This is a genomic window from Microvirga sp. RSM25, assembly GCF_044784385.1.
GTDB lineage: Bacteria > Pseudomonadota > Alphaproteobacteria > Rhizobiales > Beijerinckiaceae > Microvirga > Microvirga tunisiensis.
The window spans coordinates 4576976-4592010 of sequence record NZ_CP173039.1 but is presented as its reverse complement, the minus strand read 5'-3'; the positions used below and the strand labels follow the sequence as shown (position 1 = coordinate 4592010).

Below are 15035 nucleotides of genomic sequence, written 5' to 3'. Positions count from 1 at the left end.
AGGTTATTTTTGGCCCTGTCAGCTCTGGTTGCAGCGTTAAGCTGCTGGTCAAGGGTGGACCCCGCCGGGTCCGCTCTTTTTTATTGCTTGAATGCCAGAGCGTGCGGAGAGCCATGACGAACGAACGCGACAAGCGGCTGATTACGGAGAACGGCGTCGCCGCCCGGGTGGCGGCCATTGTCGAGCCTGTGATCGAGGATCTGGGCTTCAACCTCGTGCGGGTGCAGGTCACCGGCACGAATGGATGCACCGTGCAGATCATGGCCGAGAGGCCGGACGGCACCATGTCGGTGACCGATTGCGAGACCGTGAGCCGGGCGATTTCGCCGGTTCTCGACCTCGAGGATCCGATTCCGCAGGCTTATTATCTGGAAATTTCCTCGCCGGGGATCGACCGTCCCCTCGTGCGCGTCAGCGATTTCGAACGCTGGACAGGCTACGACGCGAAGATCGAGATGGCCGTGCCACTGGCAGGCCGCAAGCGTTTCCGGGGCTTTCTTCGGGGCGTGGAGAACGGGAAGCTGGTTGTCGAGTTGCCTGATGTGAAGGAGGGCCTCGAGCCCATCGCGCATCTGCCTCTGACGGATCTGGGCGAGGCGCACCTCGTTATGACCGACGATCTGATCCGTGAATCGCTGCGCCGGGGAACGGCGCCGACCACGGACGAGCTCGATGAAGATACGGATGTGGTGGAAGCGCCCGAGCCGCGCGGCCCATCCGATAAGACGAAACCGAATTAAGGAGCGACCTCGATGGCTATCAGTGCCAACAGGCTGGAACTCTTGCAGATCGCCGATGCGGTCGCGCGCGAGAAGGTGATCGACAAGCAAATCGTGCTCGACGCCATGGCGGATGCCATCGCCAAGGCAGCCCGATCCCGCTACGGCGCCGAAACCGACATCCATGCCGAGATCAACCCGAAGACCGGCGAGCTGCGCCTGGCCCGGCATCTTCTCGTCGTCGACGACGGCGCGGTGGAAAACGACTCACGCGAGATCACCCTCGCCGAGGCCCGTACCCGCCACAATCCGGCCGCCCAGGTGGGCGACGTGATCGCCGACACCCTGCCGCCGTTCGATTTCGGCCGCATCGCGGCCCAGTCGGCCAAGCAGGTGATCGTGCAGAAGGTGCGCGACGCCGAGCGCGATCGCCAGTACCAGGAATACAAGGATCGCATCGGCGATGTCGTGAACGGGGCGGTCAAACGCGTCGAATACGGCAACGTGATCGTCGATCTCGGCCGTGGCGAGGCCATCATCCGCCGCGACGAGCTCATTCCGCGCGAGACCTTCCGTCCGGGCGACCGCATCCGCGCCTATCTCTTCGATGTGCGCCGCGAGGCCCGTGGGCCGCAGATCTTCCTGTCGCGCACCCATCCGCAGTTCATGGCGAAGCTCTTCGCCTCCGAAGTGCCGGAGATCTATGACGGCATCGTCTCCGTGCAGGCGGTCGCCCGCGATCCGGGCTCCCGCGCCAAGATTGCCGTGATCTCACGCGATTCCTCCATCGACCCGGTCGGCGCCTGCGTCGGCATGCGCGGCTCCCGCGTCCAGGCGGTGGTCGGCGAGTTGCAGGGCGAGAAAATCGACATCATTCCCTGGTCCCCGGATCAGGCGACCTTCATCGTCAACGCGCTCCAGCCCGCGGAAGTGGTCAAGGTGGTGCTCGACGAGGAGGCCGACCGCATCGAGGTGGTGGTGCCCGACGATCAGCTCTCGCTCGCCATCGGCCGCCGCGGCCAGAATGTGCGTCTGGCCTCGCAGCTCACCGGCTGGGACATCGACATCCTCACGGAGGCCGAAGAGTCCGAGCGCCGCCAGAAGGAATTCCTCGAGCGCACCGAGCTGTTCATGAACGCCCTCGACGTGGACGAGGTGGTGGGCCAGCTCCTAGCTTCGGAAGGCTTCCGCTCCGTCGAGGAAATCGCCTATGTGGACGCCGCCGAAGTGGCCTCCATCGAGGGCTTCGACGAGGACACCGCCGCCGAGATCCAGAGCCGCGCTCAGGAATATCTCGCCCGGATCGAGGCCGAGAACGAGACCCGCCGCAAGGAGCTGGGCGTCGCCGACGATCTGAAGGAGATCGACGGTGTCACCACCGCCATGCTCGTGGCCTTCGGCGAGAACGACATCAAGAATGTCGAGGATCTGGCCGGCTGCGCCACCGACGATCTCGCCGGCTGGACGGAAGGCCGCGGCGCCGACGCGACGCGCTACAAGGGCGCGCTCGACGGCTTCGACATCTCCCGTGCGGATGCGGAGAACATGATCATGGCCGCTCGCGTGAAAGCGGGCTGGATCGAGCAGCCGGAAGAGATCGTTGAGACTGAGGAATCGGCCGAAGAGGCCGAGACCGAAGCTCAGCCGTCCTAAGTCCGGCAATGGCAAAGCGAGGTCAGCACCTGTGCCGCGGCACGAACCGGAGCGCACCTGCATCGTCACCCGCGAGGCCAAAGGCCCCGCGGGACTGATCCGCTTTGTCCTCGGGCCCGACCATCAGGTCGTTCCCGATCTCAGACACAAGCTGCCGGGTCGCGGCGTCTGGGTCACGGCCCGGTCCGATCTGGTGGAAGAAGCGGCCAAACGTCGCCTCTTCTCCCGCGCCTTCAAAACCGAAGCCAAGGCCCCGGAGACCCTGGCCCAGGATATCGAACGCCTTCTCCGGGACGATCTTCGCCAGGGCTTGGCCCTTGCCAACAAGGCGGGCGCGGTGATCACCGGCTTCTTCAAGGTTGAGTCGGCGATCACGGATAAGCCCATCGTTGCCCTTATTCATGCCGCAGAGGCGGCCGAAGATGGGCGAAGAAAATTGGCGAACCAGTTGCGAAAACGCCTCGGCGAGGCAATATCTAGCTTTCCGGTCATCCAAGAATTGTCGAATGACGAATTGGATTTGGCATTAGGCCGGTCACATGTGATACATGCTGCCCTCGTCGCGGGCGCTGGGAGCGACGGCTTTCTGAACCGATGGCATCGTTACCGCTCCTTTCGCGGCATCGACGCCGATCAAACTGGCCTCGGAAACGGGACCGGCGAACCCACGACTATGAAACCCGCAGGAACTGAGGCGGAATGAGTGATACGAAAAACCAGGGCGACAAGACTCTCCATGTGTCGTCCAAGACGCTTTCTCTGAAGCGCCCCGTCGAACAGGGCGTGGTGCGCCAAAGCTTCTCCCATGGCCGGTCCAAGTCGGTCGTGGTGGAGACGGTCAAGCGTCGCCCTCCTGTCGGCCACGGCAGCGGGACCAAAGATGAAAGGCCCGCACCCCAACAGGCTGCGGCGCCCGCGAGCGCGCCGAAGCCTGCCGCTCCGGCACCGAAGCCGGCTGCCCCGGCTCAAGGCGGCCGTCCGCAGCGCAGCGCGCCAAACACCCCCCGGTCTGGCGGCATGGTGCTGCAGACGCTCTCCGAGCAGGAGCGCGATGCGCGCATGAACGCGCTCGTCGATGCGCGCCGCCGTGACGAGGAAGACCGCAAGAAGCAGGCCGAAGAGGCTGTCCGCCGCACCGAGCGTGAGGTTGCGGAAGCCAAGGAGCGTGAAGCGGCCGAAGCCCGCAAGCGCGAGGAAGACGAACGCCGCCGTCAGGACGAGGAGCGCAAGCGCCGCGCCGAGGACGAAGCCCGCCGCCGTCTGGGCGAAGAGGCCCCGCGCCAGGCTTCCGCACCGGCTCCGGCCGGCCGTGGACCGGGCACGCGTTCCGATGCTCCTCGCTCCGACCGTCCGCGCTCGGATGGCCCCCGGCCTGCCGGCCGTTTCGATGGCCCGCGCACCGGCGGACCTCGCTCCGACGGTCCCCGTCAGGGCGGCTTTGGCGGCCCGCGCAGCGGTGGCGGCACCATGGGTGGCCGTCCGCCGAGCCTGAATCATATGGCACGCCCTGCCGCGCCGGTCGCGCCCGATCCGGAAACGGCGAAGCCGAACGTCCGCACGGCCCCGCCCGTTGCCGCCCGCGCCGTCGCGGCCGATGACGAGGAGGGTGCACGCACCATCCGTCGTCCCGGCGTTGCAGCCAAGCCGGCGGCTCTGCCGAAGACGCCCAAGACCGCTCCCGGCGAAGAAAAGCGCCGCGGCCGCCTGACCCTGGCCAATGCGACCTCGGGAGAGGATGAGCGCACCCGCTCGCTCGCCGCCTTCCGGCGCCGCAATCAGCGTCTCATGGGCCACCGCCAGGTGGAACAGAAGGAAAAGATCGCCCGCGAGGTGACGATTCCGGAGACGATCACCATCCAGGAGCTCGCCAACCGCATGTCGGAGCGCGCCGTGGACGTGATCAAGTTCCTGATGAAGCAGGGCGAGATGCACAAGATCACGGACGTGATCGATGCCGATACCGCCCAGCTCGTCGCTGAGGAGTTCGGTCATACGGTGAAGCGCGTCGCGGAATCGGACGTCGAGGAAGGCCTCTTCGATACGCCGGACACGGACGAGAACCTCGTCACCCGTCCGCCGGTCGTGACCATCATGGGCCACGTCGATCACGGCAAGACCTCGCTGCTCGATGCGATCCGCAAGACCAACGTGGTCTCCGGCGAAGCCGGCGGCATCACGCAGCATATCGGCGCCTATCAGGTGACCTCGCCGCTCGGCGGCAAGATCACCTTCATCGACACGCCTGGCCACGCGGCCTTCACGGCCATGCGCGCCCGCGGCGCCAAGGTGACGGATATCGTCGTCCTGGTGGTGGCGGCCGATGACGGCGTCATGCCGCAGACCATCGAGGCGATCAACCACGCGCAGGCGGCCGGCGTGCCGCTGATCGTGGCGATCAACAAGGTGGACAAGCCCGACGCCAACCCACAACGGGTCCGGACCGAATTGCTGCAGCACTCCATCGTCGTCGAGTCGATGGGCGGCGAGACTCTCGAATTCGAAGTCTCGGCCAAAACCGGCGAGGGTCTCGAGACCCTGCTCGAAGGTCTCCAGCTCCAGGCCGAAATCCTCGAGCTCAAGGCCAATGCCGAGCGGTCGGCGGAAGGCACCGTCATCGAGGCGAAGCTCGATCGTGGTCGCGGTCCGGTGGCGACCGTGCTCGTGCAGCGCGGCACGCTCCACACCGGTGACATCGTGGTGGCCGGCGCCGAATGGGGTCGCGTTCGCGCTCTGATCAACGATCTCGGCGCCAACGTGAAGGAGGCAGGTCCCTCCGTCCCCGTCGAGGTTCTGGGCTTCAACGGCACGCCTGAGGCCGGCGACCGCGTTGCGGTGGTCGAGTCGGAGGCCCGTGCCCGCGAGGTCACCGAGTACCGCACCCGTCAGAAGCGCGAGCGTCAGGCGGCCCGCATGGGCTCGGCCGGACGGACGCTGGCCGACATGATGCGCGACCTCAAGGCCGGAGCGGGCCGCAAGGAATTCCCGCTCGTGGTCCGGGCGGACGTGCAGGGTTCGGCGGAAGCCATCGTCGGCGCGCTCGAGAAGGTGGGCAACGAGGAAGTTGCCGCCCGCATCATTCAGGCCGGCGTCGGCGGCATCTCGGAATCCGATGTCACCCTGGCGGAAGCCTCGGGCGCCATCATCCTCGCCTTCAACGTGCGCGCTCACAAGGAAGCACGTGAGGCGGCCGAGCGTGCCGGGATCGAGATCCGCTACTACAACATCATCTACGACCTCGTGGATGACGTGAAGGCGGCGATGTCCGGTCTGCTCGCTCCGACGCTCCGCGAGGAGCGGCTCGGCGAGGCGCAGATCCTCGAGGTGTTCAACGTGTCGAAGGTCGGCAAGATCGCCGGCTGCCGCGTCCTCGACGGCGTGGTCCAGCGCGGCGCCCATGTCCGCCTGATCCGCGACAACGTTGTGATCCACGAAGGCAGGCTCTCGCAGCTCAAGCGCTTCAAGGACGATGCCCGCGAGGTCACGTCCGGTCAGGAATGCGGTATGTCCTTCGAGAACTATCAGGATATGCGCGCCGGCGACCAGATCGAATGCTACCGCGTGGAAGAGGTGAAGCGGTCGCTGTAAAAAAGCCTCCGTCTTCGTCCCACAATCGCACCTCAATCGTCATGGCCGGGTCACTCCCGGCCATGATCCCTTTTGATCGGTCCGGTCCAATCCCGGAGAAGTGAAAATGGCTAAACGTTTCGAACAAACCACCGGTCCCTCGCAGCGCCAGCAGCGCGTGGCCGAGCTCATCCGCCACGCGTTGGCCGAGGTTCTCTCCCGCGGCGATCTGCAAGACGACGTGCTGACGAGAAATGTCATCACGATCCCCGAAGTGCGCATGTCGCCGGACCTGAAGCTCGCGACCGCTTACGTCATGCCGCTCGGCGGCCGGGACGAGGAGGCAGTGCTAAAAGCACTCGACAAGAACAGGAAGCTGCTGCGCCAGGAGGTGGCCCGGCGGGTGAACCTGAAATTCGCGCCCGATCTGCGCTTCCGCCGCGACGAGAGCTTCGACGAGGCCGCCCGGATCGACGCGCTGCTGCGCTCCGAGCGCGTGGCCCGCGACACGGTCAAGCCCGCAGCCGACTCCCCCGACGACGACAGCGAGTAAGAAGCGATGAGCGAAGAACGCCCGCAGCGGAGGCCGCATGGCGACCGCCCGAAGAAGCGCGACGTCAACGGTTGGATCATCCTCGACAAGGGCGTTGGCATGACGTCGACCCACGCGGTCGCGGTGGTGAAACGCGGGCTGTCGGCCAAGAAGGCGGGTCATGCCGGCACCCTCGATCCGCTCGCCTCCGGCATCCTGCCGATTGCGCTCGGCGAGGCGACCAAGACCGTGCCCTTCGTCATGGACGGACGCAAGTCCTACGTCTTCACCGTGGCCTGGGGCGCGGAGACCACCACGGACGATACGGAAGGCGACGTGGTCGAGCGGACGGACAGGCTGCCTGGTCCGGCGGAGATCGAGACATTCCTGCCCCGCTTCACCGGCAAGGTGCAGCAGGTGCCGCCACGTTTTTCCGCCATCAAGATTCAAGGCGAGCGCGCCTATGATCTCGCCCGCGACGGCGAAGTGGTGGAACTGCAGCCGCGCACGGTGGAAATCGACCGGCTGGCCTTGATCCACCACGCGGGCGACCGCTCGATCATCGAAGCCGATTGCGGCAAGGGCACTTACGTACGCGCCATCGCACGCGATCTCGGTCGTGCGCTTGGCTGCCTCGGCCATATCGCGGCGCTGCGGCGCACGCGTGTCGGCCCGTTCACCGAGCACGATGCCGTCACCGTGGATGATATCGCAACCGACCCGGCGGCGCTCCGCCCGGTCGAGATCGCCTTGAGCGAAATTCCCTCGGTTCCGGTGAGCCGGGACATGGCCGGCCGCCTGATGCGCGGCCAATCCATCATCCTACGCGGCCGCGAGACACCCTTGTCGGGCAAGGTCTACGCCACCTGCAACGGCGTGCTCGTTGCCGTGGGCGACGTGGAGCGCGGTGAGCTGGTGCCGCACCGGGTGTTCAACCTGGGCGCCTGATTCCTCCGTCCGGCTGTCGTTCCGGCGTGAAGGCAGCGAGAGCCCGGAACGACAGTGAAGAGCATTTCGGAAACGAAAATGGCCGTCCCCGGATCAAGTCCGGAGGCGGCCATGACGGCAGGAGGCGATCGCAGGTTTAACGGTCCGCCTTCAGGCCCTGCGCCTCACGCATCAGGTATTTTTGCGTGATCGGCACGATCTGGTCGCGGATCAGCTGTGCGGTTTTCTGCTCCTCGCGCAGGGTTTCTTCGAGAGCCGGGACGAACCTCTGATGACCGGAAGCCTCGGCCATGGCGATCAGCGACGTGTAGGCGGCGATCTCGAAATTCTCGAAGGCATGGTTGGCGAAGGTGTTCTTGATCACCTCGTCCGCCATCGGCATGTGGCCGGCCGCCGCCATGTTGGCCATGAACTGGGTGGCCATATCTTTCAGAAGCGAGCGGTCCTCGCCGAAATTGTGCAGGATCTCGTCGAGGCGGCGGATCTGCCCTTCCGTCTCCACGATATGCGTACGCAGGATCTGCGACATTTCCGGATAGTTCTCAAAACGCTCCACCTGGCGCTGCATGAGCTGGAGCGCTTCCTTCTCGAGCGCATGGGCGTTCTGAACGCCAGTGATGAAGATATTTTTGACGGTTTCGGACGATGCCAGGTCGGCTGTGTTGGTAACCATGTGGTGGGCTTCCTATATTGGGGGTGTTCGGTTCACCAACCGTGACCTGAAAAACTTGTTCCAGCAGAGACCGTCCCAAACAGGCCATCCTATTGCTCTGCTTGGAGAAAATGATTTCTCTGGCACTTGTGCGCATTTCATGTATGGTGCGCCATCTTTTCGAAGGCTATGCCTCGAAAGACGCGTCCGAGTTCGGACCGCGCTGGACGACATCCCGGCCCGGCCCTTGCGGATGCCCCGGACCTGAAGCCCTGAAGGCCAAGGTCTCCTTATAAAGCCAACCTGAAAGGACACACGATGTCGATTACGGCTGAGCGCAAGAACACGCTTGTAACGGAATTTGCCCAGAAGGCGGGCGATACCGGCTCCCCTGAGGTGCAGGTCGCCATTCTGACCGAGCGTATCAACAACCTGACCGGCCACTTCAAGAGCCACACGAAGGACAACCACTCCCGTCGTGGCCTCCTGAAGATGGTGTCGGCACGCCGTTCGCTTCTCGACTATCTCAAGAAGAAAGACGAGAGCCGCTACCGCACACTGATCGAGAAGCTCGGCATCCGCCGCTAAGCTTGATCTGAAAACGTCCGTCCGGAGCCCGGCTCCGGACGGCCTCCGGGCATGGTCCGAAAAGTGCATTCCGTTTTTTCGACCAGATCATGCCCAAACACGAATGGAGCGGACGCTCGGACAAGGTCCGAGCACCTCGCTCTGGCACTGGTTAAGACGATCCACGTCCCGGTGTTTTCTAAGGAGGCGGCAGACACGATGACCATGGCAGGATCGCAAGAGGCTTACGAGGCGGGCTTGTCCGTCGGCGCGAGCCTCTCGCCGTCTTGCTCATGGCATCGAGCCCCCGCCCCGCTGTCATGAAAGACACGCCATGTTCGATACTCAACGCGAAGAACTGATCTGGGCCGGGCGCAAGCTCGTGCTCGAAACGGGCAAGATGGCCCGCCAGGCCGACGGCGCCGTCGTCGCCACCTACGGTGAAACCACCGTTCTCGCCACCGTCGTTTCGGCCAAGGAGCCGAAGGCTGGCATCGATTTCTTCCCGCTCACGGTGAACTACCAGGAGCGCACCTATGCGGCCGGCCGCATTCCGGGCGGCTATTTCAAGCGCGAAGGCCGTCCGACCGAGAAGGAGACCCTCGTCTCCCGCCTCATCGACCGTCCGATCCGCCCCCTCTTCGTCGAGGGCTACAAGAACGACACCCAGGTCGTCGTGACCGTGCTCTCGCACGATCTCGAGAACGATCCTGACATCGTCGGCCTGGTGGCCGCCTCTGCGGCCCTGACGCTGTCCGGTGTGCCTTTCATGGGCCCCGTGGGCGCAGCCCGCGTCGGCTATATCGGCGGCCAGTACAAGCTGAACCCGCCGCTTCAGGAAATGGATCAGACCTCCCTCGACCTCGTGGTCGCCGGCACCGCCGACGCCGTGCTCATGGTCGAATCCGAGGCGAAGGAACTGGCCGAGGATGTGATGCTCGGCGCCGTGATGTTCGGCCACAAGCACTTCCAGCCGGTGATCGAGGCGATCATCCGCCTCGCCGAGAAGGCCGCCAAGGAGCCGCGCGACTACCAGCCCGCGGACATGTCCGAGGTCGAGCAGGCCGTTCTCGCCATCGCCGAGAAGGACCTGCGCGAAGCCTACAGGATCACCAAGAAGCAGGACCGCTATGCCGCCGTCGACGCCGTGAAGGCGAAGGTGATGGCCGAGCTTCTTCCCGCCGACGGCGAGCCCAGGTTCGATCCCGAGAAGGTCAAGGCGGCCTTCAAGGAAGTCCAGGCCAAGGTCGTGCGCTGGAACATTCTCGACACCGGCTCCCGCATCGACGGCCGCGATCTCAAGACCGTTCGTCAGATCCAGTCGGAAGTCGGCATCCTGCCGCGCACCCACGGCTCGGCCGTGTTCACCCGCGGCGAGACCCAGGCCCTGGTCGTGACCACGCTCGGCACCGGCGAGGACGAGCAGTTCATCGATCAGCTCGAAGGCACCCGCAAGGAAACCTTCCTGCTGCACTACAACTTCCCGCCCTACTCCGTCGGTGAGACCGGCCGCATGGGCTCGCCCGGCCGCCGCGAGATCGGCCACGGCAAGCTCGCCTGGCGCGCCATCCACCCGATGCTGCCGGCGGCTCACGACTTCCCCTACACGATCCGCGTCGTGTCGGAGATCACCGAGTCGAACGGCTCCTCCTCCATGGCCTCCGTCTGCGGCGCCTCGCTGGCGCTGATGGATGCAGGCGTGCCGCTGCGCCGTCCGGTGGCGGGCATCGCCATGGGCCTCATCCTCGAAGGTGAGCGCTTCGCGGTCCTGTCCGACATTCTCGGCGACGAGGATCACCTCGGCGACATGGACTTCAAGGTGGCCGGAACGGAAGCGGGCATCACCTCGCTCCAGATGGACATCAAGATCGCCGGCATCACGGAAGAGATCATGCGCGTGGCGCTCGAGCAGGCTCAGGCCGGCCGCACGCACATTCTCGCCGAGATGAACAAGGCTCTGACCGCTCCGCGCGCCGAACTCGGCGAGCATGCTCCGCGCATCGAGACCATGCAGATCCCGGTCGACAAGATCCGCGAAGTCATCGGTTCGGGCGGCAAGGTCATCCGCGAGATCGTGGAGAAGACCGGCGCGAAGATCGACATCAACGACGACGGTCTCATCAAGATCGCGTCGGCCGACGGCAAGTCGATCAAGGCGGCCTACAACTGGATCCGCTCCATCGTGGCCGAGCCCGAGATCAACACGATCTACGAGGGCACGGTCGTGAAGGTGATGGAATTCGGCGCCTTCGTGAACTTCTTCGGTTCCCGCGACGGCCTCGTCCACATCTCCGAGCTCGCCAAGAACCGCGTCGGCAAGGTCACCGATGTGGTGAAAGAGGGCGACAAGGTGAAGGTGAAGTTCCTCGGCATGGATGAGCGCGGCAAGGTCCGTCTCTCCATGAAGGTCGTCAACCAGGAGACTGGCGAAGACATCACCGAGCAGCTCAAGGCCGAGCGCGACGCCGAACGCACCCAGCGCGATCAGCAGAAGGCTGCTGGGGAGTAAGACTCCAGCCTCCTTGAGAACTAAAAAGGCGCGGCGGAAACCGCGCCTTTTTCTTTGCCTGAAGGAAAGACCTTACTTCAGCGGTAGGTAGATGTCCGTCCGCAGCTCGGTCGGCGGCGTGTCGCGCGGGCTGTCGAGATAATGCTCGAAGACCGGCGCATCGGCGGCGTCACACCCCGACGAGGGAAGCCACTGGCCATAGAGCCAGTCATAGGCCGCGCGCATGTCCCCGTAAGGACCTTTATATTTCAGCACTGCGTGATCGCCGCCCTGAATGTGCGTGCTGAAAAGAGGTGCTTCGACAGTCATGGGCTCATCCACGACGACACAGGCCTGCGACATCAATTCGGCTTCGGGAACACTCGTCGGATCGTCGAGATAGACGCCGACCATGCGCAGGCCAGGCCTGATCAGGTTGCGGTGCGCGAGCGTCGTGAAGAGCAGGTCGAAGCTCTTGCCGATAGCCATGTAGGAACCGCGATGCTCGACGGCGATCAGTGACTTTGGCGCAATGGTCGTGATGCCGACATCATACATGACATGGACTCCTTGTGGCGTGCTGGCTTTGAAGACGGAGTGACTGCCGACCTCGCGATATCTGGCAGGAGGCAGGCCGAAGGCAGCACAGAAGGCGCGCGTAAACGCCGCCTGGCTGTCATAGCCGGCCCGCTCCGCCACTTTCAGGATCGGCCTGTCGGTATAGGCGAGATCGGCGGCAGCGCGCTGCAATCGCAAGCGCCGGACGGTGGCCGCAACCGTTTCGCCGAAATGAGCGTGGTAGATCCGATGCCAGTGATAGGGGGAGAGGCATGCGATTCTGGCGAGCACGTCGAGGCTGAGTTCCTCGTCCAGGTGATCGTGGATGTAGGCGGATACCCGCGTGAGGCGGCTCGCATAGCTTTCAGAAGTCGCTTGTTCCATTGCCCGGCATCCGTCTTCAAGGTCGTTGAACCAACCTTAAGCGGAGCGCCTTTGATAAATCCTGCTCTTTTGTGTCAGCGAGAGAGTTCTATCCGCCTGCGGGATGATCCAACTCCCCAGGGGCGCCGCTCGGCCGCGGATCTGGACGATCTGGCGGTCGCGGTCGGAGAGGTCGAGGCCGGCGCGGGAGGCGAGGTCCTCGGAGATCACGAGTTCGACGTTGAGTTCCTTGGCGAGCCCTTCGAGGCGGCTTGCGGCGTTGATGGTGTCGCCCACGGCGGTCAGGCTCGTGGCCTGGCCGTAACCCATCTGCCCGACGATGGCGGGACCGGCGTGGAGCCCCATGGCGATCTTCAACGGGTGCTCGAACTCGCTCTCGTATTCCTCGTTGAGATGCACGAGCGCCGCCTTGATCCGGAGCGCGGCATCGAGCGCCTGTTTGGCCGCCTGCTGCGGCGAGGCCTTGAGGCCGAAGAGGGCGAGCACGCCGTCACCGATGAACTTGTCGATATAGCCGCCCGCTTCCTCGACGGACTCGCCCACCGCCTCGAAATAGCGGTTGAGGATGAAGACCGTGTCGAACGGCAGGCGCCGTTCGGCAAGACTTGTGAAGCCGCGCAGATCGCAGAACAGCACCGCGATCTCCTGCTCCTGCCCCTGGGCCCTGCCGCTGCGCACGAGGGAGGTCACGCCGTTGCGCCCCGTGGACAGGATCGGCACGACCGACACGTCGTGGGTCGGCCTGAACTGGCAGGCGAGCCGCACATGGGGACCGGCCTTGATGCGCGCGAGCGTACCGCGCTCCTGCGCGCTCGGCGGCGGTTGCCTCTGGTGGCCATCGAGCACCCTCACCCGGCAGGTGGAGCAGCGTCCTCGTCCGCCGCAGACCGAGATGTGCGGAATGCCGGCGCTGCGGCTTGCTTCCAGCACGCTGAAGCCGAGCGGCACGGTGGCGACCTGGTCGCCGGGATAGAAGACGCGCACCCGCCGCGACCATAGCGGCACGCTGCGGAGAAAACGGGCGGCCAGCGTGGCCACGATCAATCCTCCGAAGGCGGCATAGAGGCCAGGCCCGAACATGGGCAGGATGTCGGAGGTGGGAGGAGCCGGAATCCGGGTAAACTGCTCCGGTGCTTCGGCGATCTCCCTCCCGGCCTCCGCAAAGCCGAGCAGCGCGAGAACCGGGACGAGAACGGCGCCCGTGTAGAGAAGCAGCCCGGAGCGCGGAAACCAGGTTTTCGGGCGCAGCCAGAAATAAATTCCAAGGCATCCGTGCAGCCAGGCGATGACGAGGGCAGCGGCTTGCCGGGCGCCGATTTCCGGATTGAGGATCCAGAGATTTCGAACCACTTCGGGATAGCCGGAATCGTGCCCGGTCAGGGCCCATTCGATCCGGGTTCCGACCACGTGGCCGATCAGGAGAAACGGCAGGCTCAGGCCGAGGATCAGCTGCGCCGCCTCGCGAAAGGGCATGCGCAGGGTCCGCCGCCGGTAGAGCGCCAGCAGCGCCAGCAGGAAATGCACGAGAACCGACCCGTACAGGATCACGGTGCCGATGGGGTTTCGCCACAGACGGTTGAACCAGGCGCGTCCGGCCTCCATCGCGTCGACCGAAACAAGGCCGAGGGCATGGTTGGAAAAATGGCTGAGGAGAAAGGCACTAAGCACGAGGCCCGTGACCAGGCGGATCTCGCGCGTCCGAATGTGGATCTCGGAGACCGCTGCCTCAGGTGCCGGTTTGCCTTGAAAACTATTCATACGCGTCTTTCACATCGGACCAGCCTCAAAGGCTTTCGGGCTTGCCGGCAGCTATGCAGTTGCACCAAGGTGTCGATTGTCAAATCACGTTCCCTGCACCGGCTCCTCGAGACATGTCGACCACAATCACCACCCTCTCCGAACTTGAAGCCGTTTACGGCGAGGTCAACAAGGGCTCGCTGCTGAAGGAGACGGATCGGGTCGTGCCCGAATACCACGCCTTCATCGAAGCCGCGCCCTTCGTGGCCTTGGCCACCCGGGGGCCGGAGGGGCTCGATTGCTCGCCGCGCGGCGATGGACCGGGTTTCGTGCGCGTGCGGGACGAAAAAACCCTGTTGCTGCCGGACCGGCGCGGCAACAACCGCATCGATTCCCTGCGCAACATCGTGCGCGATCCGAGCGTGGCGCTGCTGTTCCTGATTCCCGGCATCGGCGAGACCCTGCGGGTTAATGGCCACGCCACAATTTCGATTGACCCCGATCTGCTCGAAAGCTTCGCCATCGACCGCAAGGCGCCGAAATCGGTGATCGCGATCACGGTCGAAGCGGTGTATTTCCAATGCGCCCGCGCGATCCTGCGGTCGGAGCTGTGGAACCCGCAGAAGCATGTGGCGCGCGGCTCATTGCCGAGCGCCGGCCAGATCCTCGCGGCCTTGTCGAACAACCAGGTGGGCGGCGAAGCTTACGACAAGGAACTGCCGGAAAGGCAGCGGACAACCCTCTATTGACGCAGGATGCGCTTGACCTGAGGTCCCCTGCCCCCGAAAAGGCAGGTTCCACTTGTTCTGCAAAAGGCACAAGGACATCCCATGACAATTCAACGCATCAAGCCCGGCCCGCGGATGAGCGGCGCCGTCGTTCACGGCAACACGGTCTATCTCGCCGGCCAGGTCGCCAACCAGAGCGCCGGGCAAAGCGTCACCGAGCAGACGACGGAAATCCTCGCGATCATCGACAGCCTGCTGGCTGAGGCCGGCACCGACAAGTCGAAGATCCTGATGGCCAATATCTGGCTCACCGACATGGGCACGTTCCAAGAGATGAATGCCGTGTGGGATGCCTGGGTATCGGCCGGCAACACCCCGGCCCGCGCCACCGTCGAGGCGAAGCTCGCCACTCCCGCCTTCAAGGTCGAGATCGCCGTCATCGCGGCTAAGTAAATTCTCCAAAAAGAAGCGGGCCTCATCGGCCCGCTTCGTCCATTCATGCATC

At 64.6% G+C, this 15035-nt stretch carries 13 protein-coding genes; 10 read left to right on the top strand and 3 right to left on the bottom strand.

Annotated features, from left to right (window positions below; genetic code table 11):
- Window positions 1-113 precede the first annotated feature (113 nt).
- The 6 genes from rimP (at window position 114) to truB (ending at window position 7416) form a co-directional block, all read left to right on the top strand.
- Window positions 114-740: a ribosome maturation factor RimP gene (gene rimP, locus ACD578_RS21825; RefSeq protein WP_404288446.1), complete on the top strand. Its 627-nt coding sequence runs from the start codon at window positions 114-116 to the stop codon at window positions 738-740.
- A gap of 12 nt (window positions 741-752) precedes the next feature.
- On the top strand, window positions 753-2372 hold the full coding sequence (gene nusA / locus ACD578_RS21820) for a transcription termination factor NusA (RefSeq protein ID WP_152713973.1): 1620 nt from the start codon (window positions 753-755) through the stop codon (window positions 2370-2372).
- Window positions 2373-2403: 31 nt separating this feature from the next.
- Entirely contained in the window at window positions 2404-3075 is a 672-nt protein-coding gene (locus tag ACD578_RS21815; RefSeq protein ID WP_404288444.1) for an RNA-binding protein, read from the top strand.
- Window positions 3072-5957 (top strand): translation initiation factor IF-2, encoded by a 2886-nt coding sequence (gene infB / locus ACD578_RS21810; RefSeq protein ID WP_404288442.1) that lies wholly within the window; start codon window positions 3072-3074, stop codon window positions 5955-5957. Before ACD578_RS21815 ends, infB begins: the two co-directional genes overlap by 4 nt.
- 106 nt (window positions 5958-6063) lie before the next feature.
- Window positions 6064-6489: a 30S ribosome-binding factor RbfA gene (rbfA, locus tag ACD578_RS21805; RefSeq protein ID WP_404288440.1), complete on the top strand. Its 426-nt coding sequence runs from the start codon at window positions 6064-6066 to the stop codon at window positions 6487-6489.
- Between the two features lie 6 nt (window positions 6490-6495).
- The gene (gene truB / locus ACD578_RS21800; protein WP_152713970.1) at window positions 6496-7416 is read left to right on the top strand and encodes a tRNA pseudouridine(55) synthase TruB; all 921 of its coding nucleotides are present in this window, start codon (window positions 6496-6498) and stop codon (window positions 7414-7416) included.
- A gap of 136 nt (window positions 7417-7552) precedes the next feature.
- On the opposite strand, the gene ACD578_RS21795 is transcribed toward truB, so the two are convergent.
- Window positions 7553-8089: a ferritin-like domain-containing protein gene (locus ACD578_RS21795; protein WP_404288437.1), complete on the bottom strand. Its 537-nt coding sequence runs from the start codon at window positions 8087-8089 to the stop codon at window positions 7553-7555.
- 297 nt (window positions 8090-8386) lie between these two features.
- Between ACD578_RS21795 and rpsO the strand changes: the two genes are divergently transcribed.
- Together rpsO and pnp are read left to right on the top strand one after the other, a co-directional pair.
- A complete protein-coding gene (rpsO, locus tag ACD578_RS21790; protein WP_152713968.1) occupies window positions 8387-8656 on the top strand; it encodes a 30S ribosomal protein S15 in 270 nt (89 codons plus the stop codon).
- A 313-nt stretch (window positions 8657-8969) separates the two neighbouring features.
- Entirely contained in the window at window positions 8970-11144 is a 2175-nt protein-coding gene (gene pnp / locus ACD578_RS21785) for a polyribonucleotide nucleotidyltransferase (protein WP_404288434.1), read from the top strand.
- 72 nt (window positions 11145-11216) lie between these two features.
- Here the strand turns inward: pnp and ACD578_RS21780 are convergent, their stop codons facing one another.
- Complete coding sequence (locus ACD578_RS21780) at window positions 11217-12065, bottom strand: GyrI-like domain-containing protein (RefSeq protein WP_404288431.1); 849 nt, start codon at window positions 12063-12065, stop codon at window positions 11217-11219.
- Window positions 12066-12101: 36 nt separating this feature from the next.
- The gene (locus ACD578_RS21775) at window positions 12102-13823 is read right to left on the bottom strand and encodes an adenylate/guanylate cyclase domain-containing protein (RefSeq protein ID WP_404288428.1); all 1722 of its coding nucleotides are present in this window, start codon (window positions 13821-13823) and stop codon (window positions 12102-12104) included.
- Window positions 13824-13936: 113 nt separating this feature from the next.
- Here ACD578_RS21775 and ACD578_RS21770 point away from each other — a divergent pair, with 113 nt between their 5' ends.
- Window positions 13937-14551: a pyridoxamine 5'-phosphate oxidase family protein gene (locus ACD578_RS21770; protein ID WP_404288426.1), complete on the top strand. Its 615-nt coding sequence runs from the start codon at window positions 13937-13939 to the stop codon at window positions 14549-14551.
- Between the two features lie 81 nt (window positions 14552-14632).
- Entirely contained in the window at window positions 14633-14983 is a 351-nt protein-coding gene (locus ACD578_RS21765; protein WP_152710931.1) for a RidA family protein, read from the top strand.
- Window positions 14984-15035: the final 52 nt, after the last annotated feature.